Annotated in this window: 24 protein-coding genes and 1 other RNA gene; 19 read left to right on the top strand and 6 right to left on the bottom strand. The window is 46.1% G+C overall.

Annotated features, from left to right (window positions below; genetic code table 11):
* The first annotated feature begins 16 nt into the window (after positions 1-16).
* The 13 genes from ICN43_RS00345 (at position 17) to rnpB (ending at position 15,865) form a co-directional block, all read left to right on the top strand.
* A complete protein-coding gene (locus ICN43_RS00345; RefSeq protein ID WP_216196705.1) occupies positions 17-3,856 on the top strand; it encodes an FAD/FMN-binding oxidoreductase in 3,840 nt (1,279 codons plus the stop codon).
* Complete coding sequence (locus ICN43_RS00340) at positions 3,856-4,245, top strand: gamma-butyrobetaine hydroxylase-like domain-containing protein (protein WP_216196704.1); 390 nt, start codon at positions 3,856-3,858, stop codon at positions 4,243-4,245. Before ICN43_RS00345 ends, ICN43_RS00340 begins: the two co-directional genes overlap by 1 nt.
* Positions 4,246-4,271: 26 nt before the next feature.
* Positions 4,272-5,015, top strand: a complete 744-nt coding sequence (gene ubiE / locus ICN43_RS00335) for a bifunctional demethylmenaquinone methyltransferase/2-methoxy-6-polyprenyl-1,4-benzoquinol methylase UbiE (protein WP_216196703.1) — start codon at positions 4,272-4,274, stop codon at positions 5,013-5,015.
* A gap of 58 nt (positions 5,016-5,073) precedes the next feature.
* A complete protein-coding gene (locus tag ICN43_RS00330) occupies positions 5,074-5,988 on the top strand; it encodes a Tim44 domain-containing protein (RefSeq protein WP_216196702.1) in 915 nt (304 codons plus the stop codon).
* A 52-nt stretch (positions 5,989-6,040) separates the two neighbouring features.
* Positions 6,041-6,658, top strand: a complete 618-nt coding sequence (locus ICN43_RS00325; protein ID WP_216196701.1) for an SCP2 domain-containing protein — start codon at positions 6,041-6,043, stop codon at positions 6,656-6,658.
* A gap of 6 nt (positions 6,659-6,664) precedes the next feature.
* Positions 6,665-8,251: a ubiquinone biosynthesis regulatory protein kinase UbiB gene (ubiB, locus tag ICN43_RS00320; RefSeq protein ID WP_216196700.1), complete on the top strand. Its 1,587-nt coding sequence runs from the start codon at positions 6,665-6,667 to the stop codon at positions 8,249-8,251.
* 64 nt (positions 8,252-8,315) lie between these two features.
* Positions 8,316-8,969, top strand: coding sequence for a DUF502 domain-containing protein (locus tag ICN43_RS00315; RefSeq protein ID WP_216196699.1), 654 nt, complete (start codon positions 8,316-8,318; stop codon positions 8,967-8,969).
* A 16-nt stretch (positions 8,970-8,985) separates the two neighbouring features.
* Entirely contained in the window at positions 8,986-10,785 is a 1,800-nt protein-coding gene (gene aspS / locus ICN43_RS00310; protein WP_216196698.1) for an aspartate--tRNA ligase, read from the top strand.
* 22 nt (positions 10,786-10,807) lie between these two features.
* Positions 10,808-11,251: a dihydroneopterin triphosphate diphosphatase gene (gene nudB / locus ICN43_RS00305; RefSeq protein ID WP_216196697.1), complete on the top strand. Its 444-nt coding sequence runs from the start codon at positions 10,808-10,810 to the stop codon at positions 11,249-11,251.
* Positions 11,252-11,275: 24 nt separating this feature from the next.
* Positions 11,276-13,099, top strand: coding sequence for an ABC transporter ATP-binding protein/permease (locus ICN43_RS00300; protein WP_216196696.1), 1,824 nt, complete (start codon positions 11,276-11,278; stop codon positions 13,097-13,099).
* 9 nt (positions 13,100-13,108) lie between these two features.
* Positions 13,109-14,431: a glycerate kinase gene (locus ICN43_RS00295; protein WP_216196695.1), complete on the top strand. Its 1,323-nt coding sequence runs from the start codon at positions 13,109-13,111 to the stop codon at positions 14,429-14,431.
* Positions 14,428-15,492: a dihydroorotase gene (gene pyrC, locus ICN43_RS00290; RefSeq protein WP_216199774.1), complete on the top strand. Its 1,065-nt coding sequence runs from the start codon at positions 14,428-14,430 to the stop codon at positions 15,490-15,492. The genes ICN43_RS00295 and pyrC overlap by 4 nt, the downstream gene beginning before the upstream one ends.
* 66 nt (positions 15,493-15,558) lie before the next feature.
* An RNA gene (gene rnpB, locus ICN43_RS00285) (RNase P RNA component class A) lies at positions 15,559-15,865 on the top strand.
* An 11-nt stretch (positions 15,866-15,876) separates the two neighbouring features.
* On the opposite strand, the gene ICN43_RS00280 is transcribed toward rnpB, so the two are convergent.
* Positions 15,877-16,302 (bottom strand): OsmC family protein, encoded by a 426-nt coding sequence (locus ICN43_RS00280; protein WP_216196694.1) that lies wholly within the window; start codon positions 16,300-16,302, stop codon positions 15,877-15,879.
* 415 nt (positions 16,303-16,717) lie between these two features.
* Here ICN43_RS00280 and rplM point away from each other — a divergent pair, with 415 nt between their 5' ends.
* From rplM to erpA, 4 genes are all read left to right on the top strand, one after another.
* Entirely contained in the window at positions 16,718-17,146 is a 429-nt protein-coding gene (rplM, locus tag ICN43_RS00275; RefSeq protein WP_015422034.1) for a 50S ribosomal protein L13, read from the top strand.
* A gap of 9 nt (positions 17,147-17,155) precedes the next feature.
* Positions 17,156-17,557, top strand: a complete 402-nt coding sequence (gene rpsI / locus ICN43_RS00270) for a 30S ribosomal protein S9 (RefSeq protein ID WP_076023685.1) — start codon at positions 17,156-17,158, stop codon at positions 17,555-17,557.
* Between the two features lie 112 nt (positions 17,558-17,669).
* Entirely contained in the window at positions 17,670-18,728 is a 1,059-nt protein-coding gene (argC, locus tag ICN43_RS00265; RefSeq protein ID WP_216196693.1) for an N-acetyl-gamma-glutamyl-phosphate reductase, read from the top strand.
* An 83-nt stretch (positions 18,729-18,811) separates the two neighbouring features.
* Positions 18,812-19,189: an iron-sulfur cluster insertion protein ErpA gene (gene erpA / locus ICN43_RS00260; protein WP_216196692.1), complete on the top strand. Its 378-nt coding sequence runs from the start codon at positions 18,812-18,814 to the stop codon at positions 19,187-19,189.
* On the opposite strand, the gene ICN43_RS00255 is transcribed toward erpA, so the two are convergent.
* Positions 19,186-20,316 (bottom strand): anhydro-N-acetylmuramic acid kinase, encoded by a 1,131-nt coding sequence (locus ICN43_RS00255; protein ID WP_216196691.1) that lies wholly within the window; start codon positions 20,314-20,316, stop codon positions 19,186-19,188. The genes erpA and ICN43_RS00255 overlap by 4 nt on opposite strands.
* A gap of 89 nt (positions 20,317-20,405) precedes the next feature.
* Between ICN43_RS00255 and tyrS the strand changes: the two genes are divergently transcribed.
* Positions 20,406-21,638 carry a tyrosine--tRNA ligase gene (gene tyrS / locus ICN43_RS00250; protein WP_216196690.1) on the top strand — a complete coding sequence of 411 codons (1,233 nt, stop codon included), beginning with the start codon at positions 20,406-20,408 and terminating at the stop codon, positions 21,636-21,638.
* Between the two features lie 42 nt (positions 21,639-21,680).
* Complete coding sequence (locus ICN43_RS00245) at positions 21,681-22,028, top strand: DUF1622 domain-containing protein (protein ID WP_216196689.1); 348 nt, start codon at positions 21,681-21,683, stop codon at positions 22,026-22,028.
* 24 nt (positions 22,029-22,052) lie between these two features.
* On the opposite strand, the gene ruvB is transcribed toward ICN43_RS00245, so the two are convergent.
* Genes ruvB through purH form a run of 4 tightly spaced genes read right to left on the bottom strand, consistent with a single transcriptional unit; the run spans position 22,053 to position 25,880 of the window.
* Positions 22,053-23,129, bottom strand: coding sequence for a Holliday junction branch migration DNA helicase RuvB (gene ruvB / locus ICN43_RS00240; protein ID WP_216196688.1), 1,077 nt, complete (start codon positions 23,127-23,129; stop codon positions 22,053-22,055).
* 31 nt (positions 23,130-23,160) lie between these two features.
* Positions 23,161-23,745 carry a Holliday junction branch migration protein RuvA gene (gene ruvA / locus ICN43_RS00235; RefSeq protein WP_216196687.1) on the bottom strand — a complete coding sequence of 195 codons (585 nt, stop codon included), beginning with the start codon at positions 23,743-23,745 and terminating at the stop codon, positions 23,161-23,163.
* A gap of 26 nt (positions 23,746-23,771) precedes the next feature.
* On the bottom strand, positions 23,772-24,293 hold the full coding sequence (gene ruvC, locus ICN43_RS00230; protein WP_216196686.1) for a crossover junction endodeoxyribonuclease RuvC: 522 nt from the start codon (positions 24,291-24,293) through the stop codon (positions 23,772-23,774).
* A 6-nt stretch (positions 24,294-24,299) separates the two neighbouring features.
* A complete protein-coding gene (gene purH, locus ICN43_RS00225; RefSeq protein ID WP_216196685.1) occupies positions 24,300-25,880 on the bottom strand; it encodes a bifunctional phosphoribosylaminoimidazolecarboxamide formyltransferase/IMP cyclohydrolase in 1,581 nt (526 codons plus the stop codon).
* Positions 25,881-25,921 lie beyond the last annotated feature (41 nt).

Genomic DNA, 25,921 nt, shown 5'->3' with positions numbered 1-25,921 from the left:
TATCAAATATGACGCTATGAACGCTCCATTAGCTTTGAACCAGTTGTTAGATGCCGAAGCGGGTTCCCCCCGCCTTCGTGAAATTCCCTACAACTACACCTCTTTTTCTGATCGTGAAATCGTTATCCGCTTATTAGGGGAGGAGTCTTGGCGAGTTCTGAATGATTTACGTGGTGTTCGTCGTACCGGCCGTTCTGCGCGGATGTTGTTCGAAGTCTTAGGTGATATTTGGGTAGTGCAACGCAACCCTTTCTTACAAGACGACTTATTGGATAACGCCAATCGCCGTCAGTTGTTGATTGACGCTTTGTGGCATCGCCTTGGTGAGGTAAAGAAAAGGTCTAGCGGCGAATCTGTTGAGCAAGTGCAGGTCTTGCTAAAGGCAGCGCATCTGGCTGTAGAGAATTTTGAGCAAGGATTCAAAGAGGTTGCAGAAATACGGAAGCGCGCTCGTAAGGAGTTGGGCCGCATTACAGCTGCAGATAATATTTGCTTTGATGGTGTTTCTCGTGCAGCACATGTGACTGATGCGACAGACTGGCGTGTTGAGTTTCCGCTAGTGGTTCTCAAGCCAGATTACGAATCTGAAATTCCTGGCTTGGTTAAAGCTTGCGTTAAATTGGGTTTAACCATTATTCCGCGTGGAGGTGGCACGGGTTACACCGGTGGCGCTATCCCTCTCTACGCTATGTCGGCAGTTATCAATACTGAGAAGCTTGAACAAATCGATGCGGTCCAGCTTAAACGTTTACCGGGCGTGGATCATGAAGTGTCTACGATCTTTACTGGCGCTGGTGTTGTGACCCGGAGAGTTTCTGATGCTGCAGAGCGCTCTGGGCTGGTGTTTGCGGTCGATCCAACTTCTGCTGATGCCAGTTGTATTGGTGGCAATATTGCTATGAATGCCGGCGGTAAGAAGGCGGTGCTTTGGGGTACTGCGCTCGATAACTTAGCCAGCTGGCGTATGGTGGACCCAGAGGGTAACTGGCTTGATATTGAACGTCTTGATCACAACCTAGGAAAAATTCACGTTGTAGATAAAGTACGATTTCAACTGACTTGGTCTGATGGTGCGAGTGAGCCAGGCGAGCATGTTCTTAAAACGGAAATTTTAGAAGTAGAAGGTAAGCGCTTCCGTAAAGAGGGCTTAGGTAAGGATGTGACTGATAAGTTTTTATCAGGCTTACCTGGTGTTCAAAAAGAGGGTTGTGACGGTTTAATCACTAGCGCTACTTGGATTTTGCATCGCATGCCTAAATTCATGCGGACTGTTTGCTTAGAGTTTTTTGGTCAAGCCCAAGAGGCAATTCCAAGCATCGTAGAAATTAAAGCTTACTTAGATGGTTTGAGTAAGAATGGTGGACCAATTCTCGCTGGTCTAGAGCATTTAGATGATCGCTATTTGAGGGCGGTTGGTTATTCCACCAAGTCAAAACGCAATGCTTTGCCTAAGATGGTATTAATTGGTGATATCGCTGGTGATGACGAAGAGTCTGTAGCGGGTGCGACTAGTGAAGTTGTTCGCATGGCTAATAACCGAGTAGGTGAAGGCTTTGTAGCGGTTAGCGCTGAAGCGCGAAAGAAATTTTGGTTGGATCGCGCACGTACCGCTGCGATTGCTCGTCACACCAATGCTTTTAAGATTAATGAAGATGTGGTCATTCCATTGCCACGCATGGGTGAGTACACCGAAGGTATTGAACGTATCAATATCGAGCTCTCCCTTAAAAATAAATTACAAGTTTTAGATAGTCTTGAAGCTTTCTTGAAAAAGAGTGCATTACCACTTGGAAAGGCAACAGAGGATTATGAAATCCCTAGCGCTGAAATCTTGGGTGATCGTGTGCAACAAGCTCTTGAGCTGATTTCCAAGGTGCGATCGCGTTGGTCAAACTGGTTGATGCAGATGGATACATTTTTCCCGGATCTGCAGAATTACAGTCTCCGTGCCTCATGGAAGACCGAAGTGCGCGCTGAACTCAGAATCATTTTTGGTGGACTGGCATTTGAGCCTATCCTGAATGAATTAGAAGCAATCCATAAAAATATTTTGCGCAAGCGCGTATTTGTAGCGCTGCATATGCATGCTGGTGACGGTAATGTGCATACCAATATCCCGGTGAATTCAGATGACTATGAGATGTTGCAAGATGCACATCGTGCAGTCGCTCGGATTATGAAATTGGCCCGCTCATTGGATGGTGTCATTTCTGGTGAGCATGGTATTGGTATTACCAAACTCGAGTATTTGACTGAGGAAGAGCTCAAAGATTTTCGCGCATACAAGAAGCGTGTAGATCCTGAAGGCCGCTTTAATAAAGGCAAGTTAATGCCGCATGCGGATCTCAGTATTGCCTACACTCCAAGTTTTGGTTTGATGGGGCACGAGTCCATCATCATGCAGCAAAGCGATATTGGCGCTATTGCTGATAGCGTTAAAGATTGTTTACGCTGCGGTAAATGCAAGCCAGTCTGTTCTACGCATGTACCACGTGCTAATTTGCTATACAGTCCGCGTGACAAAATTTTGGCAACCTCATTGTTGATCGAGGCTTTTTTATACGAAGAGCAGACACGTCGTGGAGTATCAATTCATCATTGGGAGATGTTTGATGACGTTGCAGCACATTGCACCGTATGTCATAAGTGTCTAACGCCATGCCCAGTCAAAATTGACTTTGGTGATGTGACAATGAACATGCGTAATTTATTACGCAAGATGGGTCAGCAACGTTTTAATCCAGGAACGGCAGCATCTATGTTGTTCCTAAATGCTACCGATCCAGACACAATTAAGTTAGTTCGTAAGTCTATGATTGGTTGGGGTTATAAGCTCCAGCGTTTGGGCAATGATGTATTCCGTAAGTTGGCACGTAAGCAAACTGCACATCCTCCTGCAACAGTCACAAAGCCAAATATTAAAGAGCAGGTCATTTTCTTTGTTAACAAGAAGATGCCCGGCAATTTGCCAAAGAAAACTGCTCGTGCACTGTTAGATATTGAAGATGCGAATTACGTTCCGATTATTCGCGATCCAAAGACAACTTCTGCTGATACTGAAGCAGTATTTTATTTTCCAGGTTGTGGCTCTGAGCGTTTGTTCTCGCAGGTGGGCTTAGCCACGCAAGCCATGCTGTGGAATGTGGGTGTACAGACTGTATTGCCTCCAGGTTACTTATGTTGTGGCTACCCACAGCGCGGTAATGGTGACTTCGATAAAGCGGAGAAGATGATTACAGACAATCGTGTTCTCTTTCATCGCGTAGCTAATACCCTAAATTACTTGGATATCAAGACAGTCGTGGTTTCATGCGGTACTTGTTATGACCAGTTGGCAGGCTATCAATTTGAACAGATCTTTCCTGGTTGCCGCATCGTAGATATTCATGAGTATTTGCTTGAGAAGGGTGTCAAGCTTTCAAATGTGACTGGCGTAAAGTATATGTATCACGATCCATGCCACTCCCCAATGAAGTTGCAAGACCCACTCAAAACAGTGAACGAGCTAATTCAGTTGGAAGATGGTAAAGCTATCCAGAAGAACGATCGTTGCTGTGGTGAGTCTGGAACCCTTGCAGTGACGCGCCCTGATATTTCAACTCAAGTACGCTTCCGTAAGCAGATTGAAATGGAGAAAGCTGCCAATGAGTTACGTAAAGATGATTTCACCGGTGATGTTAAAGTGCTGACAAGTTGCCCATCCTGCCTGCAAGGCCTTACTCGCTTTGATGCGGATAGCGATACGACCGCCGATTACATCGTTGTTGAAATGGCTCAAAAATTATTAGGCCCTGATTGGATGCAAGATTATGTTGCCAAGGCTAATCAAGGCGGCATTGAGAGGGTATTAGTTTGATGATTCCAACTAATGTTGTAGTGCATCAGCAGTCAAAAGTGCTGGAGCTTGCTTATGAAAATGGCAATACTTATCGCCTACCTTTTGAATTTTTGAGGGTGGTATCCCCTTCTGCTGAAGTGCAGGGTCATGGGCCTGGTCAGGAGACTTTGCAAACCGGTAAGCGCGAGGTGCTCATTGCTAACATTGAGCCGGTTGGTCATTACGCTCTGAAGCCTTCTTTTTCGGATGGGCATGACTCCGGCTTGTACTCGTGGGATTTTTTGCAATTTTTATGTGAGAACTATGAGGCCCTGTGGAAAGAGCATTTGGATAAATTGGCTGCTGCTGGTTTAGACCGTGACGCTCCAATGATTGTTGGTAGCGGTAAATCTTGCGGTAGTCATTGAGCAGGCAATTAGATAAAGCGAAGAATATGAGTAAGACCCACTTTGGATACCAAAGCGTTGATGAGACTGAAAAAGCTGGCAAGGTCGCAGAGGTATTTCATTCTGTAGCTAGCAAATACGACGTGATGAATGATTTGATGTCATTCGGTCTTCATCGTCTATGGAAGAAAGTAACTATTGCTCGAGCTCAGGTCCGTCCCGGTCAAAAAGTATTAGACATTGCTGGGGGTACGGGCGACTTGGCCGCGGCCTTTGCGCGTGCTGCTGATTGGGGTCATAACCCAGAGGCGCAAGTATGGCTAAGTGATATCAATGCTTCGATGTTGGGTGTTGGCCGTGACCGTCTTTTGGATAAAGGCCTATCTTTACCTTCCGTTCAATTCGATGCAGAAAAGATCCCTTTTCCAGCCAATCACTTTGATGTTGTAACGGTCGCCTTTGGATTGCGCAATATGACCCATAAAGACCTTGCTTTGAAAGAGATGCTGCGGGTTATTAAGCCCGGGGGTCGAGTATTGGTTTTGGAGTTCTCTAAGCCAGATGCATTTTTACAGCCGGTTTATGACACCTACTCATTTAAGGTTTTACCTTGGTTGGGTGAAAAAATTGCTCAAGACTCTGAGAGCTATCGTTATTTGGCTGAATCCATTAGGATGCATCCAGATGCAGAAGCCCTTAAGGAATTGATGCTAGGGGTCGGTTTTGATGAAGTGGATACCCATAGAATGACTGGGGGTATCGTTGCGCTGCATATTGGTATTAAATACTAGTGAATTTGTAGTTTTTGCTGATCAAGAATATAAGAAGTTCTAAAGGGGATGGAAAAATATGAACAAGCATTTTTTTAAGGCAGTTCTATTAAGCGTCAGCTTAATATTTGCAACTGTTGGTCATGCTAATGCTGCTCGTTTAGGTGGTAGTAAAAGTATCGGTAAGGCACCAAGTGCACCTATGCAAAAACAAGCTGCTCCAGCACAAAAGCCAGCTCAACAAGCTCAACCGGCTGCACCGGCCGCCGCTGCTCCTCAAGCACCAGCACCAAGCCGCTTTGGCGGTATGGGCGGTATCCTGGGTGGTCTTGCTGCAGGACTTGGTATTGGATACCTTTTATCCCATTTTGGTATGGGTGAGGCTGCCTCTTCATTGATTACTGGATTATTGATTGCAGTTTTAGCAGGCTTTGCCATCATGTTTGTGATGAGAAGAATGTTGCCTGCCTTATCTGGCGCCAATAAAGGTCCTCAAGTGACTTCTCAGGGAATGCAGCGTGCAAATATGGATCAAGCACCAAGACAAGAGCCTGCATTTACGCCAGCTGCCAGTGCTTTCGGTGGAGTTGCTGCTGAGCCCGCAGCGTTTCAGTCAACCCTGCCACCAGGATTTGATGAATACGCATTTTTGGATAATGCTAAGCAATACTTTTCAGGCCTCCAAAAGGCATGGGATCAGGGTGATTTAGCTGCATTGCGTGAGTACACCACACCAGAGATGTTTGCAACGATCGAACAGGATCTTGCTGGTCGTGCGGATGCTGCCAATCAAACCGATGTAGTTACGCTCAATGCGCAGTTACTCGGCATCGAGACAACTGACAACACTTATTACTGTAGCGTGCAGTTCACGGGCATGATTCGTGAGCAAGTAGGCGCACAAGCCAATAACTTCTCTGAAATTTGGAATTTAAGTAAGCCAGTCAATGGCCCCGGTGGCTGGGTACTAGCGGGTATCTCCCAGTTAGTTTAAGCTTGTAGTACTTTCCACTGAAAGCCCGCACTTGTGCGGGTTTTTTACACTGATGAACACCGTATCTCCCACCACTCACCATATTGCAGCCTCCGCCGCTTGCCGAGGAATAAATCATGTTCTCAAGGCTGAGCCATGGGCTATGGTGGAGTTGGCGCGCCATGTTGGCAAAGTCATTTTGCTCAGTTTGCCGATTGGGCAGCTCTTTTTTGAGATAGCACCCGAGGGCTCTCTAGTTGCCTTGACTCATGGGGATACCCCGTCATTAGAGTTAGAGGTTTCTCCTGAAGTGTTGAGCGCTTTAGCCGGTAGCTCTGGCAACATACGTGAGCAAGCAATGAAGTCAGTGAGGATTACTGGTGATGCTGACTTGGCACAGCTATTAGGCCGCTTAGTAGGTCAAATTCGGTGGGAGTATGAGGAAGACTTGGCGCGTTTCATTGGCGATGCGCCTGCAAACTTTGCTGTACGTCAAGGTAAGAAATTCATTTCTGCTGGGAAATCTGCCGCTACTGATCTACTGGAAAATGCAATTGAATATGTCAGCGAGGAAAGAAAAGTACTTTTGAGTAAACGGGATTTTATGATTCATAAGAATGAATTAAGTAGCTTGCGTGATGCGGTTGATCGTATGGAAAAGCGTATACAACTTTTAGAGCGAAAAGGTTAATTCATTGTGCGTCGTTTAGCCCGCCTCTATTTCATTTTCTTCACTGCATGGCGTTATGGCTTATTACCTCTGTTGCGCGATATTCTGAAACCCGGTATTCGTCGTGGCCTATTAACTATTCTTTGCTGGGTATCACCGGGGCAATCGCTACCAAGAGGCGAACGTATTCGTTTGACCTTAGAAGCGCTCGGTCCGATCTTCGTAAAATTTGGACAAGTGCTTTCTACGCGACGTGATTTATTGTCAGAAGATATTGCAAATGAATTGGCAAAGTTACAGGATCAAGTGCCACCATTTTCTAATACAGAATCACGACTCTTAATTGAGAAAGCGCTGGGTTTACCTGTTGAAGAAATCTTTATTAGTTTTGATGCAACGCCGGTAGCTAGTGCTTCTGTTGCTCAGGTACATTTTGGAACTTTACGTGCCACTGAGAGGCATCCAGAGTGGGGTGGGCGAGAAGTTGCGATAAAGGTCCTACGTCCAGGCATCCTCCCGATCATTGATAGCGATATTGCTTTAATGTACGACCTAGCAAGAATTATTGAAAAATTATCTTCTGATGGTCGTCGTTTAAAGCCCACTGAAAACGTTGCTGAGTTTGATAGACACCTGCATGATGAGCTCGATCTCATGCGTGAGGCTGCTAATGCCAGTCAGCTAAGAAGGTATTTTGTTGATTCAGACAAGCTCATGATTCCAGAAATGTATTGGGATTTGTGTCGCACGAATGTGATTGTCATGGAAAAAATGAACGGTATATCTATCGGTCGTTTTGATGAATTACGTGCTGCGGGAGTGGATTTCAAAAAATTAGCGGCAGAGGGTGTGGAGATATTTTTTACCCAAGTTTTCGAACATGGTTTTTTCCATGCAGATATGCACCCGGGAAATATCATGATCAGCTTAGAGCCAGATAGTTTTGGACGATTCATTTCTCTGGACTTCGGAATTGTTGGTGCATTAAGTGAGACTGATAAAAACTACTTGGCACTCAACTTTTTGGCCTTCTTTAATCGAGACTACCGGCGTGTCGCAGAATTACATGTGGAATCGGGTTGGGTGCCTGCAGATACTCGTGTGGAAGAGTTGGAAGGTGCGGTACGTTCCGTTTGTGAACCTTACTTTGATCGACCTCTTAAAGATATTTCTTTAGGCATTGTTCTGGTGCGTTTGTTCCAAACATCTCGTCGCTTTAAGGTTGAAGTGCAGCCACAACTATCCCTGCTATCAAAGACATTGCTCAATGTGGAAGGTTTGGCACGTGAATTAGACCCCGATCTCGATCTATGGCAGACTGCAAAGCCGATTCTGGAAAAATGGATCAGTCAGCAGTTGGGTTGGCGCGGATTGGTTGAGGGACTTAAAAATGAAGCGCCCTCTTGGGCAAAAATACTGCCAACCTTACCCCGCCTGATTGCGGAGAGTTTGGCGCAAGGGCGCGGCCCACAAAGAGAGCAAAACGCTGAATTAGAGGTCTTAAAGAGCCTTTTATTGCAAGAAAGACGCACTCATAGCCTCTTAGTGGGAGTTTTGCTATTTGCGGGCGGCTTTTTGCTTGGGATTCTAATAATCGGCCTTGGTCTTCATTAGTCTGTCGCCGGCCGGCGCTTAAACCGCTAAAATACGAGGTTAAGCAAAGCATAAGCATAAGCAAATGAAAAAATACTTTATCGCAGGCATTTTGGTGTGGGCACCGATGTCAGTCACAATCTGGGTTATTGCAGGGGGTCTTGGCTTACTTGATGGCGTTTTTGGTTCCGTAATGCACGCCATTATTGCCGTATTCCCCAATCAGTTTTCTGGTGATTTACAGCATTTCCGTGAGATACCCGGAGTGGGTATTCTGATTGTTGTTTCAGTCATCATGATCACTGGATTTCTTGCTATCAGTTTTGCTGGGCAATGGTGGATGAAGGTATGGAACCGCTTGATGAATCGCATTCCGATTGTGCGATCGATTTACTCTAGCGTTCAACAAGTATCTTCCACCTTATTTTCTGGCAGCGGACAAGCTTTTAGTAAGGCATTACTTATTCGCTATCCCCATGCGGATTCTTGGGCGATTGCATTCCAAACTGGTATGCCAGCAAAAGAGGTTGCTGCGAAGTTGGGCGAGGATTACGTCAACGTATTCCTGCCAACCACTCCAAATCCAACCTCTGGATTTTTTATGATCGTCCCACGTACGCACACCATTGAATTAGAGATGAGTGTCGAAGAGGCCCTCAAGCATATTGTTTCAATGGGATCAGTTCCCCCCACCAGTTCAACTGGTTTGACCTCTGCTGGGTCAAAACATCATCTTTGATTTATAGGAAATTGTTATGTCGATGCGAAGCCATACCTGCGGCCAGGTAACTGAATCACTCATTGGTCAAGAAATTACCCTCTCTGGTTGGGTGAATCGTCGCCGTGATCATGGTGGCGTGATCTTTATTGACTTGCGTGATCATCAAGGTTTTGTTCAGGTAGTGTGTGATCCAGATCGTCCAGAAATGTTTGCCTTGGCTGAGCAGGTTCGAAACGAGTTTTGCATTCAAATTAAAGGTTTAGTCCGTGCCCGTCCAGCCGGTACAGAGAATAATGATTTAGCCAGTGGCAAGATTGAGGTGCTGTGTCATCGTTTAGTGATTTTGAATGCATCTATTACCCCTCCATTCCAATTGGAAGATGAGAATTTATCGGAGACTACTCGCTTAACTCATCGTGTGCTGGATTTGCGTCGCCCTCAAATGCAAAAGAACTTGCGATTGCGTTACAACGTGGCCATGGAATGCCGCCGCTACTTGGATGCTGCAGGTTTTATCGATATTGAAACGCCGATGTTAACTAAGAGCACCCCTGAAGGGGCACGTGACTACCTAGTCCCTTCACGTGTTCATGACGGCCAGTTCTTTGCTTTGCCACAGTCACCTCAGCTATTTAAACAGTTATTAATGGTGGCTGGCTTTGATCGCTACTACCAAATTACGAAGTGTTTTCGTGATGAGGATTTACGTGCTGACCGGCAACCAGAATTTACTCAGATCGACTGTGAAACAGCTTTCTTAGATGAATTGGAAATCCGTGAATTATTTGAAAATATGATCCGTCATATTTTCAAAACCACGATGAATGTCGAGTTGCCTAATCCATTTCCAACAATGCCTTATTCAGAGGGTATGGCGCGCTTTGGTTCGGATAAGCCAGATCTGCGTGTGAATTTTGAATTTACTGAATTGACTGACTTAATGAAGGATGTCGATTTCAAAGTATTCTCCGGTGCAGCAAACCAAGAGGGTGGTCGAGTAGTTGGCTTGTGCGTCCCCGGCGGTGCTGAGATTAGCCGCAGCGAAATTGATGACTACACTCAATTTGTGGCAATTTATGGTGCCAAAGGTTTAGCATGGATCAAGGTGAACTCGGTTGCAGAAGGTCGCAACGGTTTGCAATCACCCATTGTGAAAAATTTGCATGATGCTGCTATCGAAGGCATCTTGAAGCGCACGGGTGCTAAAGATGGTGACATTATTTTCTTTGGTGCCGATAAAGAAAAAGTGGTCAATGATGCAATCGGTGGGTTGCGTTTGAAAATTGGTCACTCTGCTTGGGGTAAAGAGCATGGCCTCTCCACTGAGGGTTGGAAACCATTGTGGGTGGTTGACTTCCCAATGTTTGAATACGATGAGGATAATGCCCGTTGGGTTGCCTGTCACCATCCATTCACAAGCCCTAAGGATGAGCATATGCAGTATCTTGAATCAAATCCAGGTAAGTGCCTAGCTAAAGCCTACGATATGGTTCTCAATGGTAGCGAGATTGGAGGCGGATCAGTTCGTATTCACCAAGAGGTAGTTCAGAGCCAGGTATTTCGTGCGCTGAAGATTGGCGCCGAAGAAGCTCAGGCCAAGTTTGGATTCCTGCTAGATGCCTTGCAATACGGTGCCCCTCCGCATGGTGGTATTGCGTTTGGCTTGGATCGCATCGTCACCATGATGACTGGTGCTGAGTCTATTCGTGATGTGATTGCCTTTCCTAAAACACAGCGTGCACAGTGCTTGCTCACGCAGGCTCCTAGCCCAGTAGATGAGCGTCAGTTAAAAGAATTGCATATTCGCTTACGCCAGGCCACTCCAGCAGCTTAAGTAAGAACGTATTTAAAGCATCTTGAAAATCCCCATTTCGGTTTTGGTTGTGATCCACAAATCGAATGGGGAGGTCTTGCTAATAGAGCGAGCTGATAAACCTAACTTCTGGCAATCAGTTACTGGGAGCCTTGATTTCCTTGATGAGGATCTCAGTGTGGCTGCTACTCGTGAAGTCTTTGAAGAGACAGGTATTAATATTCAATCCCTTCCGGTAAATTCTTTGCAAAATATGCAGCATCAGATTGAGTACGAGATTTATCCGCAATGGCGTCACCGCTATGCTCCTGGGGTAAGCAGAAATACTGAGCATTGGTTTTCATTGCTAGTACCAGATAGCACTCGAGTTCAATTAGCCCCAAGAGAGCATGTCGCCTACCAGTGGTTGCCATCTGCAGAAGCCGCTAGAAAATGTTTTTCTCCTAGTAATGGCGAGGCGATTCTGAAATTATTTTCTGCACGCTAGAGCGGAAGTGACTAAGATAGTGTGATGAGACATTCATCAGGGCATCATCATTCGGCAGCAGACCCCAAACCTTCTCAAGGGAGTGATTGGAAAGTCATTCGAGATTTACTGCCCTACCTATTGGAATACAAATTTAGGGTTGCAATTGCCCTGACATGTTTGGTCGCCGCTAAGGTGACTAACCTCGGCATTCCAATTTTGATGAAGCAGTTGATTGATGTCCTCAATATCAAGGCAGATTCTCCTCAGGCTTTATTGGCAGTTCCTGCTAGCCTAATATTGGCCTATGGCCTATTAAGAATCTCCGCCTCGTTATTTACCGAATTGCGTGAATCCCTCTTTGCGCGCGTTACCCAAAATGCAGTTCGTAAGGTAGCCCTACAAGTTTTTGAACATCTGCACTCCCTAGCGCTTAGCTTTCATTTGGCCCGTCAGACTGGTGGCGTCAGTCGAGATATTGAGCGCGGTACACGTGGTATTCAGTCGCTGATCTCATATTCGCTATATAGCATCCTACCGACCCTAATTGAATTTTGCTTGGTGCTGGGCTACTTTGCTTATGCCTACGATATTTGGTTTGCTGCTATCACGCTGGTCGCCTTGGTGCTCTACATTGGCTTTACAGTTGTGGTGACCGAATGGCGGACGCATTTCCGTCGCACCATGAATGATATGGATTCGAAGGCAAATCAGAAAGCGATTGATTCATTGCTGAACTTCGAGACAGTAAAGTATTTTGGTAATGAGGCATTTGAAGCTAGTCGCTATGATCAGAATCTAGTACGCTACCAAGCAGCCGCTGTTAAATCTCAGAAATCCTTAGCAGTTCTGAACTTTGGACAGCAGACTATTATTGCGGTCGGTTTAGTTCTGATTCTTTGGCGTGCAACCTTAGGCGTAATAGATGGATCTATGACTCTGGGCGATTTAGTCTTAGTCAATACTCTAATGATTCAGTTATATATCCCACTCAATTTCTTGGGCGTGATCTATCGGGAGATTAAGCAGGCGTTGACGGATATGGATCGCATGTTCTCACTTCTGAATACGGAGAAAGAGATTGCTGATGCGCCTAATGCTAAGCCTTTACATATCAACAATCAAGGACGCGGCCCAGATGTTCATTTTGATAATGTTTCGTTTCATTACGATACCAAACGTGAAATCCTGAAAGATGTCAGTTTTCATATTCCAGCGGGCACGATTACTGCAGTTGTGGGTCAGAGTGGTGCAGGTAAGAGTACCTTGGCGCGTCTACTGTTTCGCTTTTATGATGTCCAGTCCGGAAAAATCCTCATTGATGATCAAAATATTGAGGATGTTACCCAATCAAGCTTGCGCAAGGCAATTGGTATCGTTCCACAAGATACCGTTTTATTCAATGACACGATTGGATACAACATTGCCTATGGCAACCCCAATGCTTCGATTGAAGAGGTACATGAAGCAGCTCGAGCTGCCCAGATAGATCGCTTTATTAAACATCTTCCAGATGGGTATGACACCCAAGTGGGTGAGCGTGGCTTGAAGTTATCGGGGGGTGAGAAGCAGCGTGTTGCGATAGCGCGTACCTTACTCAAAAAGCCAACGATGTTGATTTTCGATGAAGCGACTTCAGCATTGGACTCTAAAACAGAGCGGGCATTTCAGGAGGAGCTACTTGGTTTGGCCAAAAATCGTACCACTTTGATCATTGCCCATAGACTTTCTACTATTGTCCATGCTGATCAGATTTTGGTTATGGATCATGGGCAGATTGTGGAACGCGGCACGCATGCTGAGCTATTGGTGGCCAATCGTCGATACGCTGAGATGTGGCAAATGCAAGAGCGTATTGCGCTTGATTAGAATATCTTGATGAGTCAGCAAGAAACTATTCTTAGAAGTGCCTTTGCGGCAGCTTTAGCGGTTGCTGACCCAAAGGAAATTGTCCCTGAATATCTCAGTAAGATTTTCCCTCTAGGCTCAGAGCCCAAGGGGAAGTGTTTAGTAGTGGGTGCTGGCAAGGCTAGTGCCTCAATGGCAACGGCTCTAGAGTCTCATGCAAAGACCCATTGGCCTAATGCAACTCTAGAGGGCTTGGTATTGACTCGCTATGGTCACCACTCCCCAACAAGTGATATTCAAATTATTGAGGCGGGTCATCCTGTGCCCGATCAAGCCGGCATGGATGGAGCGAAAGAAATCCATCGTTTAGTTGGTGAACTGCAGGCTGGGGATATTTTGATTGCCTTAATCTCCGGTGGCGGGTCTAGCTTGCTCACCTTACCCCAAGCTGGCATCAGCATTGAAGATATGCGTAAGACCACCGAGGCGCTATTGCGTTCTGGTGCGCCAATTGAAGAGATGAATGTCGTTCGCAAACATTTGTCGGCGATTCAGGGTGGAAATTTAGCAAGACTAGCAATTGCACGTGGTGCTCGAATTGAAGCTTTATTGATTTCCGATGTAACAGGAGATTCCCCTGCAGATATTGCGAGCGGTCCTTGCGCTCCAGATTATTCGACCTATCAAGATGCTCTAGATATTTTGGCCAAACATCACCTAGGCACTAATTCCATTCCGAAGTCTGTTCTATCGCATTTAGAGCGCGGTGCTGCTGGTGAAATTCCTGAAACATTAAAGGTGGGTGACTTGGATAATACCCAAGTAAAAAATCACGTCATTGCGACAGCCTACAAGAGCCTTGAGGCTGCAGCAGACTATGTCCGCACTCAAGGTTACGAACCAGTGATTTTAGGTGATACCATCACCGGGGAGGCTCAAGATGTTGGTGTTGACCAAGCCGACTTAGCACGTCAGTATTTAATGAAAACGATTGGCGCACCAATTGCTATTATTTCGGGTGGTGAGTGCACTGTAACTATTCCCGATGAGGTGAAAGGTCGTGGTGGTCGCTGCAGCGAATATTTGCTATCACTTTTAGCAGCCTCTACGGACCTCCCCAAGATTGCGGCTTTGGCTGCAGATACCGATGGTATTGATGGTAGTGAAAAGAATGCTGGTGCGTGGTTTACGCCCGCGATTCGCCAGGCTGCCCACGAGCAAAACCTCATTCCTTCAAAGTATTTGTCTGAGCATGATTGCTATGGTTTTTTTGCGCAATTAGATGCTTTGGTGGAAACTGGCCCTACACTGACGAATGTGAATGATTTCCGTATCATTTTGCTTGATAGATAACTATGTCCAATAGCCCAATACAAATCCAGTTAATTCAGCCAGACGACTGGCATTTGCACATTCGTGATGGCAAAGTCATGAAAGACGTGCTGGCCGATACTGCGCGCCAATTTGCGCGTGCCATCATCATGCCAAATTTGAAGCCCCCAGTTACTACAGTTGATTTAGCAAATGCATATCAAGGTCGCATTGAAGTCAATCTTCAATCTTTGGGTGTGACTGGCTTTACGCCATTAATGACTTTATATCTCACGGACAACACTTCCGTGGACGAAGTGCGCAAAGCAAAGGATGCTGGCATTGTTGGATTTAAGCTTTATCCTGCGGGAGCAACTACCAATAGTGATGCGGGTGTGAGTGACATCAAGCGCTGCCATGCTGTACTTGAGGCCATGCAGGCTGTTGGTATGCCCTTGTTAGTGCATGGTGAGGTGACTAGTGCTGAGATTGATATTTTTGATCGTGAGGCGGTGTTTATTGACCAAGTGCTTGAGCCTTTACGTAAAAATTTTCCTGAGCTCAAGATCGTGTTTGAGCACATCACTACCAAACAAGCTGCGCACTATGTACGTGATGCGCATACTGCTACAAAGAACAATATAGCTGCTACGATTACTCCGCAACATTTATTAATGAACCGTAATGCAATTTTTGCTGGCGGTATTCGTCCGCATAACTATTGCTTGCCTGTGCTTAAGCGTGAAGAGCACCGTGTTGCTTTGCTGGAGGCGGCAACGAGTGGTGGCCCCAGGTTTTTCTTGGGTACTGATAGTGCGCCTCACGCCAAAGGTGCCAAAGAGGCGGCTTGTGGTTGCGCTGGTTGCTACAGTGCTTTTAATGCCCTGGGTTTATATGCTGAGGCATTTGACGGTATTGGCAAGTTAGACAAACTTGAGGGTTTTGCTAGTTTCTTCGGACCAGATTTTTATTCATTACCACGCAATACCAAGAAAATTACCTTGGTGAAGCAAGCTCAAAGCATTCCTGCAGAACTTCCTTTGGGCGACGATACGATTGTGCCCCTTCGTGCTGGTGAGGCGATTGCTTGGACCTTGGCTTAGGCTACTTCTCAGCCTGTCAATTCATTTTTAAACTAAATTTCTGCGACTGCGTTAGACTGCAGTCGCAGAGTCAATTGGGCAATCGCCGCCTCTTTATTGAGGGGGAGGAAAGTCCGGACTCCATAGGGAAGGGTGATGGCTAACGGCCATCCACGGTGACGTGAGGAATAGGGCCACAGAGACGAGCGTATTTAGTTACGGTGAAACGCGGTAACCTCCACCTGGAGCAATCCCAAGTAAGCAGGCGATGAGGCGTCCCGCTGAGTCTGCGGGTAGGGAGCTTGAGCCGTCAGGTAACTGCCGGCCTAGAGGAATGATTGCCCCTAGATGTAAATCTAGGCGACAGAATCCGGCTTATCGATTGACTCTGCACTTTCTAAAAGCTTATTCGTCATTCACTACATCAATGGAATAAGTGAGTTCTGCTGTTTTAGCCAGCATGGTTGTGGCAGAGCAGTATTTGTCGTGAGAAAGCTTCACTGCGCGCTCTACTTTGGCTAAATCGAGGTTTTTGCCTTTCACGGTGAAATGCAGGTTAATTTTTGTAAAGACTTTGGGTTCAGTTTCTGCCCTCTCAGCACTTAGCTGGACGTCACAGGCGCTAATCTCCTGCCGAGCCTTTTGTAGGATCAAAACCACATCAAAGGCTGAGCACCCACCAGTTCCCGCTAAAAGGAGTTCCATGGGTCTTGGGGCACTATTTTGCCCCCCTGCATCGGGTGGGCCATCCATCTTGACTTGGTGGCCACTGCCAGTTTCTGCCGAAAAGGCCATGCCGCTATTACCCAACCAACTTACTCGACATTCCATGTTAGTGACCCTTAATTTACTAAATTAATCAATATTATCAATAGTTTACCAATAATTATGGATATTAGCCCCTATCCTTTTTTGGCTAAAAAGCATCAAAAATTGATTTTGGTCAATATTCTTGCATTGCACCATAATTATCGATACAATAACCATATTGGTAGTCAGTCTTATATAAGAGAATGATTTGCCTCCCAGTGTCTCCTCCACTTAAACATAGGTGGATTCCAACCCAGGACTCGTTCCTGGGTTTTTTTTAGGTTACAATTCAAGGCTTTACTGAATTACCGAACCAGTCATCGGTAATTGTTTTACCAAATGAATTAAAGAATCTGCGAGCTTGCAAACATAAGCAGGGCCAAGGTGGACGTAATTTAATTGGAGTAATTTTTTGACTATAACAATTTGAGAAATCATGAAAACTTTTTCTGCAAAATCCCATGAGGTAGTGCATGAATGGTTCGTGATTGACGCTACGGACAAAGTCCTCGGTCGTGTCGCCAGTGAAGTGGCACTCCGTCTACGCGGCAAGCACAAGCCTGAATACACCCCACACGTTGATACTGGCGACTTCATTGTTGTCATCAACTCTTCTAAGCTACGTGTTACAGGCACAAAAGGCTTGAACAAAATTTATTACCGTCACAGCGGATACCCAGGCGGTATTAGCTCGACCAACTTCGACAAGATGCAAGACCGTTTCCCAGGCCGTGCTTTAGAGAAGGCTGTGAAGGGTATGTTGCCAAAAGGCCCACTAGGTTATGCCATGATTAAGAAATTAAAAGTCTATGGCGACGCCAGTCATCCGCATGCGGCTCAACAGCCAAAAGCGTTAGAGATTTAAGGAAACCAAATGGCTATTAATTACGGAAATTGGAATTACGGTACAGGTCGTCGCAAGAGCTCTGTAGCACGTGTATTCATTAAATCTGGCAAAGGTGAGATTACTGTTAACGGTAAACCTATCGATGCTTACTTTGCTCGCGAAACATCACGCATGATTGCTCGTCAGCCTTTGGCTCTCACAGCTCACCTAACAACCTTTGATATCAAAGTAAACGTTAGCGGTGGCGGTGAAACTGGCCAAGCTGGTGCAGTACGTCACGGCGTTACTCGCGCATTGATTGACTACGACAACGCATTGAAACCAGCCCTCTCTAAAGCAGGTTTGGTAACTCGCGATGCTCGTGAAGTTGAGCGTAAAAAAGTTGGTCTGCATGGCGCACGTCGTCGTAAGCAGTTCAGCAAGCGCTAATTTTTTTCAGTCGCTAAGTTTTATCGAAAGGGTCGCGCAAGCGGCCCTTTTTGTTTCTACAATTGAGTTACTGAAGGAATAAAATTCATCTATCAGCATTTTGGAGAATGGCATGATCAAAGTTGGAATCGTAGGTGGTACTGGATATACCGGAGTGGAGTTGTTGCGTTTGTTGTCGCAACACCCTGAAGTGAATATTCAAGCAATTACTTCTCGCACGGAAGCTGGTATGCCAGTGGCTGAGATGTTCCCCTCTTTACGTGGTCGCATTGATCTCAAATTCACGACACCAGATGAGGCCAAGTTAAATGAGTGCGACGTAGTGTTCTTTGCTACGCCCCACGGCGTAGCAATGGCTCAAGCAAAAGAATTACTTGCTAACAACGTGAAGATTTTGGATCTGGCTGCAGATTTCCGTTTAAAGGACGTCAAAGAATTTGCGAAATGGTATGGCATGGAGCACGGCTGCCCAGAAATTTTGGCTGAAGCAGTTTATGGTTTGGCAGAAATCAATCGTGAAGCAATTAAAAAAGCACGTGTAGTTGGTTTGGCTGGCTGTTACCCAACTTCTGTGCAGCTCGGACTGGCTCCATTACTCTCGCCACAGTCTACCGGCGGCAAGCAACTGATTGATGGTACCCATATTATTTCTGATTCGAAGTCGGGAACTTCTGGTGCTGGGCGGAAAGCAGAGATCGGAACTTTATTATCGGAGTCTAGTGATAACTTCAAAGCCTATGGCGTTAAAGGTCATCGCCACCTTCCTGAAATCGTTCAAGGCTTAAAGGCGATCGCTGGCCACGATCAGATAGGCCTAACATTTGTACCGCATTTGACGCCAATGATTAGAGGTATCCATTCAACCTTATATGTGCGTTTAACAGAGGTTGGCATGAAGGTAGATTTCCAAAAGCTATACGAAGATTTCTTCCAAGATGAGCCTTTTGTTGATGTCATGCCTGCAGGCAGTCATCCAGAAACACGCTCTGTACGGGGTAGCAATGGCTTGCGTATTGCTATTCACCGTCCTGGCGATGGCGATACTTTAGTCATTTTGGTGGTTGAAGATAACCTAGTAAAGGGCGCTTCAGGTCAAGGCGTTCAATGCATGAACCTCATGTTTGGACTGCCTGAGACCACTGGATTGACACAAATTGCTATTTCACCATAATAGAGCGAGTAGGAAAGACCCTTCAGCAAGCTTGGCATTAAAAGCCTAAAATAAACCATTGCCCTTTGAATTAGGAGTAAACCATGAACCAATTAGCTACACAAGAAACTGCACAAGATTTAGCCGAGCCACCAACCCCGTTGGTGTTCACGGATAGCGCTGCTGCAAAAGTGGCTGACTTGATTGCTGAAGAAGGCAATCCTGAATTAAAACTACGCGTGTTTGTTCAGGGCGGCGGTTGCTCAGGATTTCAGTATGGCTTCACATTTGATGATGCTGTAAATGAGGATGACACACTCTTTGAGAAGAATGGTGTAACTTTATTGGTCGATTCAATGAGCTTCCAATATTTAGTTGGTGCTGAGATTGATTACAAAGAGGACATTAATGGTTCACAGTTTGTAATTAAGAATCCAAATGCACAAACCACTTGTGGTTGCGGCTCTTCTTTCTCTGCTTAAGCAGGATAGCAAGCACCTAGAATTCTAGGCCCCCTTGCTCCTGTAACGGCTGGCAAATTTGCTGGCCGTTTTTCTTTATGGGCCCATGCAAGCCATGCGAACGCGAGGCCTTCTACGAGTTGTGGATCAATGCCAAGCGCATCACTGGTCACAATCTCCAGTGAGTTTTTAAATAAGACCTCAGCCCTTGTTTTCAATAAATTCAATAAGGCGGTATTGCGTGCACCACCACCACAGATAACCAGTATTTGGGTTTGCGGCGCATAGCACTCTAAAGCTTGCAAGGCTGAGTCCACAGTCAGCTGTAATAGTGTGGCTTGAACATCTTCAGCATTGATGTTATCTAAACCAATTTGCTTTTGTAGCCACTCCAGATGAAAGTCATCACGACCTGTGCTCTTTGGAGGAGCTTTTGCAAAAAATGAATCCGTCATCATGCTGGACAGCAGCACTTGATTAACTTTGCCTTGTGATGCCCAAGTACCGTTCTCATCAAAGGCATGACCTTGCTGTTCTGCAATCCAGGCATCCATCAACATATTGCCAGGGCCGCAATCAAAGCCCCTCACTTCACTATCTTTGGTTAATAGCGTTAGGTTGGCAATACCGCCAAGATTGAGTACGGCGATATTATTATCTGAAGCAAACTGCTGCGCATGAAAGGCTGGCACTAGAGGGGCGCCATGACCACCAGCAGCAAGGTCACGACTTCTAAAATCCGCAATGACATCAATTCCGGTCAACTCTGTAAGAAGTGCAGGATTGAGGGTTTGATGTGTATAGGCCAAGTGATGAGCAAGATCGGCTTGGTGACGAATAGTCTGACCATGGGCGCCGATCGCGCTGATATCTGCAGCGGAAAGCTTAGCCTGAGTAAGTAATTGCTTGACTGCATCCGCATAGGCTACTGCCAAGGCATTGGCCGCCTGTTTTTCGCGGTGGAGCTCATTTGGGCCAGGGGTTTGGAGATCTAGCAGGGCTTTGCGTAATTCAGGGCTAAAGGGAAGGCTGCAGGAGTCCATAAGACATGTCTCCCCTGAAGCTTCAATCTTTGCCAGCACGGCGTCTATCCCATCTAGGCTGGTGCCAGACATCAGGCCAATATAGAGGGATGGAGACTTATTCATGCAGTATCAGGTCTTTGTTCTCAGGAATGCGACAATTATGCTTTAGCAATGTAAATACTAATTTAACCGAATCAGTTACCCAATTTCGCATGACGGCTAAACCAGAACAAAAATACCCACTTACCCCCGAAGTTTTTGCAGCCCTTGAAGTAACCAAAAGGGGCTGTGATGAGTTATTAGTCGAGGCGGACTGGACTCAAAAGTTGGCCAAGAGCCAAGCCACCTGCACTCCCTTGCGTATTAAGCTGGGTTTAGACCCAACAGCGCCCGATATTCATTTGGGCCATACAGTTGTTCTGAACAAATTACGTCAACTACAAGATTTAGGTCACACCGTGATTTTCTTGATTGGTGACTTCACCAGCATGATCGGTGATCCCTCTGGACGTAATGCAACCCGACCACCGCTGACCGCTGAAGAAATCGCCGTTAATGCGCAGACTTACTATCGTCAAGCTAGTATGGTCCTTGATCCAGCTAAAACTGAAGTCCGCTATAACAGCGAGTGGTGTGATCCACTGGGTGCACGTGGCATGATTCAGTTGGCAGCGCGATATACCGTTGCCCAAATGTTAGAGCGGGATGACTTTACCAAGCGCTACCGTAGTGGCGTACCCATCTCTGTACATGAGTTCTTGTACCCATTGATGCAGGGCTACGACTCTGTTGCCCTGAAGAGTGATTTAGAGCTCGGTGGTACTGATCAGAAATTTAATCTCTTGGTAGGGCGCGAACTCCAGCGTGAGTATGGCCAAGAGCCCCAATGTATTTTGACAATGCCACTGCTGGTTGGTTTAGATGGCGTGGATAAGATGAGTAAGTCCAAAGGTAATTACATTGGCATCAGCGAACCTGCTGGCGAGATGTTCGGTAAGCTCTTGAGCATCTCCGATGAGTTAATGTGGGACTACTTCACATTGTTGTCATTTCGTCCTATGGCTGAAATTGATTTAATGAAGCAAGAAGTTGCTGCTGGGAGAAACCCTAAAGATTGCAAAGTGCTACTCGCACAAGAAATTGTTGCGCGCTTTCATTCTCAAGCGGCAGCAGAAAAAGCATTAGAAGACTTTAATCACCGCGCTAAAGGTGGCGTGCCTGACGATATTCCAGAGGTAAATCTTTCTGGTGCCCCAATGCAGATTGCCAATCTTTTGAAGGCTGCTGGCTTAGCCCCATCTACATCGGAAGCGAATCGCAACATTGAACAAAACGGTGTGAAGATTGATGGCGCAACTGTTACTGACAAACAATTGAAAGTTGAAGCCGGTACTTATGTGGTGCAGGTGGGTAAGCGTAAATTTGCTAAAGTTATTTTGGTATAAATTTTTAATGACCTACTTACTTTTTTCATATAACAATTCTTTATGAATCTGATCGAAACTATTCGAGGTGTAAGTGATGTGATGGATGCCTTAGGGGTGGCAGTTGTTTCTCTAGGGGTACTTTGGGGTTTATGTACCTTTGCTAAAGAGTTGATTACTCAAACAGCGGACATTGCTTACAAAGGTTTTCGCATTCAAATTGTGCGTTCATTGATTTTGGGCCTTGAAGTACTAGTTGCTGGTGATGTAATTCGTACCGTTGCAATTAGCCCGACCTTGACTAGTGTTGCAGTGCTCGGAGCCATTGTGCTCATTCGATGCTTCTTAAGCTGGTCCTTAACATTAGAAATTGATGGCCGCTGGCCATGGCAATCCCCAAGAAAAGATTGATGCCTGCGCTTGAGTGGGTCTAAGCTATTCGAGTAGGTCTGAGTTCGATAAACTACTTGGCGCTTTTAAGCCAAAATGCTCGTAAGCCTGCCTAGTGGCAATCCTTCCACGCGAGGTTCTTTGTAGATAACCCTGCTGAATTAGGTAAGGCTCTAGAACGTCCTCAATGGTGTCGCGTTCTTCACCAATAGCCGCAGCCAAGTTATCAATCCCTACGGGGCCACCATCAAATTTATGTAAGATGGCTTCTAGTAATTTTCTATCCATTACATCAAAGCCACTTGGATCAACATCGAGCATCCTCAATGCGGCATCAGCCATTTCTTTAGTGATGGTTCCAGTACCCTTGACTTCGGCATAGTCACGCACCCGACGCAATAGACGATTAGCAATACGTGGAGTACCTCTAGCACGCTTAGCTATCTCAATGGATCCCTCGGGGTCAATATCGGCTTGAAGTAAGCTAGCGGAGCGCGTAATAATTTTAGTGAGCTCTTCAGTGGTGTAGAACTCCAGTCTTGCCACAATGCCAAAGCGATCACGCAAAGGATTGGTGAGCATTCCGGCACGAGTGGTCGCGCCGATCAAAGTAAATGGTTTGAGATCAATCTTGACACTTCGGGCAGCAGGACCTTCACCAATCATGATGTCTAAGCTGTAATCCTCTAGGGCTGGGTAGAGAATTTCTTCAACAACAGGAGAGAGGCGATGAATCTCATCAATAAAGAGCACATCGTTTTCTTCTAAATTTGTCAGTAAAGCAGCAAGATCACCAGGTCGATCTAGGACGGGACCGCTAGTTTGGCGCAAATTGACACCAAGCTCTCTGGCGATGATATGAGCCAAAGTAGTTTTGCCAAGACCAGGAGGTCCAAATAAAAGAACGTGATCTAAGGCTTCTTGACGGGCGCGAGTTGCCGTAATAAAAATTTCTAGCTGTTCACGAGCTTTAGTTTGACCTACATACTCATCAAGCTGCTTTGGACGCAGAGCTCTTTCAAAGACGGCTTCCGAGTTTCCAGCTGCGCCGCTAACGATGCGGTCATTGCCTTCCGGCAAGTCTTCGGGAATTGAGTTAAGGTCTTCTGTGTGGATTGCCATACTGCAAGTGTAGTGGTGTTTAGGAGACTAATTATGAAGACTTCGACAGGTACTTTAGGCCCATACGAATGCCATCAGATACTGTGGCATCTGGCGGGATTTGTTTGAGGGCCAAATGAGCCTCTTTTTCTGAATAACCTAGTGCCAAAAGGGCTTGTAAAACTTCGCTATTCGCTTCAATAGCGTGAGGTTTGTCACCAAAAATTCCTAAATCTGGAGCCAGCTTGCCTTTGAGTTCGAGGCAAAGGCGCTCAGCAGTCTTTTTGCCAATGCCGGGTACCTGGGTCAGGCGTCCCGCTTCTTGCATAGCAATTGCCTGCGCCAGTTCATTGACGCTCATGCCGGAAAGGACGGCAAGGGCAGTGCGTGAGCCAACACCGCTAATCTTAATCAGCTGTCTAAATGCTTCACGCTCGGTTTCAGTGGCAAATCCAAAGAGTTGTTGTGCATCTTCACGGACCTGGAAGTGTGTGAGAAGTGTAATTTTTTGATTAGTCTCTGGTAGTTGATACAGCGTACTCATGGGCACATCAATCTCATAGCCAACGCCTTGGCAATCTACCAAGAGACGGGGTGGATGAACTGAAACGAGAATTCCTTGAATACGACCAATCATGTGAAGATCTTAACCTGTTTGTATTGTTATTTCTTACTACTCTTTTTGGGTGTAAGGGTGGCGGTAATTGCTTTCGGTATTTGATCGTGATGTGCCGCACAAATAGCCACCCCCAAGGCATCTGCCGCGTCTGCGCCGGGCGTTCTACTTAAGCGCAGTAGACGTTTCACCATTTCTTGAACTTGGGGCTTACTTGCCCGACCGGTCCCAACAATGGACTGCTTCACTCGGAGTGCGCTGTATTCAGCAACAGGGAGTTGGTCGGAGACTAAAGCCGCAATCACTGCTCCTCGAGCCTGCCCTAGCATCAGAGTAGAGCGAGGATTGACGTTGAGGAATACTTCTTCGATAGCCGCTTGCTGTGGGTGATAGGTCTCCAAAACCTCTTTAATTCCGGCATATAAGATGCCCAATCTCGTAGGTAGACCTTGGTCTGGATCACCACTTTCAATCGTCCCAGACGCTACGTAGCTGAGCCTTTGACCATCAACGTCAATGACACCAAAACCTGTTGTTCGTAGACCAGGGTCTATTCCTATCCAGCGCATGGATGTTTAGTGACGGAAGTGACGTGTGCCGGTAAAGATCATGGCAATGCCATGTTCATCAGCTGCCGCAATGATTTCATCATCACGCATGCTGCCACCAGGTTGAATAGCGCAGCTTGCACCACCATTCACTACAACATCTAAACCATCACGGAATGGGAAGAAGGCATCACTTGCAACTGCAGAGCCTTGAAGGCTGAGGCCTGCGTTTTCAGCTTTGATACTGGCCATGCGAGCAGAGTCTACACGGCTCATTTGTCCAGCACCGATACCGAGAGTCATGCCGTTAGCGCAATACACAATCGCATTGGATTTGACAAACTTTGCAACACGCCATGCAAACATCATGTCGCGCATTTCGCTTGGGGTTGGAAGGCGCTTGCTGACAACACGCATTTCGTTCTCAAGGACGTTCTTGGCATCAGGCGATTGAACTAGCAGGCCACCACCAACGCGTTTGAAGTCAAAAGCATTAAATACAGCCCCCAAAGGAATCTCTAATAAGCGAACATTTTGTTTGGCAGCAAAGATGGCCTTAGCTTCATCGCTAAAACTTGGGGCAATCAATACTTCCACAAACTGCTTAGAAATCGCTTCAGCTGCGGCACCATCACATGACACGTTTAAGGCAATGATTCCGCCAAACGCTGAGCTTGGGTCAGTTTTGAATGCTTTTTGATAAGCCTCAAGTGCATTAGCGCCGACAGCTACACCACAAGGATTGGCATGCTTGATGATCACGCAAGCGGCAGACCCACCAGCATTGCCCGTAAAGCTTTTTACGCATTCCCATGCAGAATCAGCGTCGGCGATGTTGTTATAAGAAAGTTCTTTACCCTGCAATTGTTTATAGTTGGCAAGCGCACCATCGATTGGATGGATGTCTTTATAGAAGGCAGCCGATTGGTGCGGGTTCTCACCGTATCGCATCTCCTGTACCTTTTCGAAGGCAAGGTGCAAGGTTTCTGGATAAGCAGAACGTTTTTGATGATCGAGATCATCGCCTAATGCGGATAAGTAATTCGCAATTGCACCGTCATATTGCGCAGTATGAGCAAATACTTTTTTAGCTAGACCTAAATTGGTCTTATAAGAAACTACATTCTTATTGGCCTTCATTTCTTCGAGTACTGACGTGTAATCTTCTGGGGCAATAAGTACGGTCACATCTTGGTGATTCTTGGCAGCAGCACGTAACATTGCTGGGCCACCAATATCAATATTCTCAACCGCATCTTCAAATGAACAATCTGCTTTAGCAACGGTCTCATTGAATGGATAGAGGTTGATGACCAGCATGTCGATTGTATCGATGCCATGCGTTTTCAAGGCGGCCATATGCTCAGGAAAATCTCTGCGAGCCAATAAGCCGCCATGTACCATCGGGTGTAAGGTTTTTACACGACCATCCAGCATCTCTGGAAACTTGGTGAGGGAAGATACTTCTAATACCGGTAGGTTATTTTCAGCCAAGAGTTTTGCAGTGCCGCCAGTAGAGATCAGCTTGATGCCTTGCTCATGAAGGGCTTTAGCAAAAGGCACAATACCATTTTTATCGGAAACAGAGAGAAGGGCTGTACGAATCATATTTTTCAGAATTTTTAATTTATTAATAATTTGTGAGTACG

The sequence above is a fragment of the Polynucleobacter sp. UK-Mo-2m-Kol15 genome, assembly GCF_018881505.1.
Taxonomy (GTDB): Bacteria; Pseudomonadota; Gammaproteobacteria; order Burkholderiales; family Burkholderiaceae; genus Polynucleobacter.
Note: the sequence above shows the minus strand (reverse complement) of the source record. Positions and strands in the feature narration are given on the sequence as shown.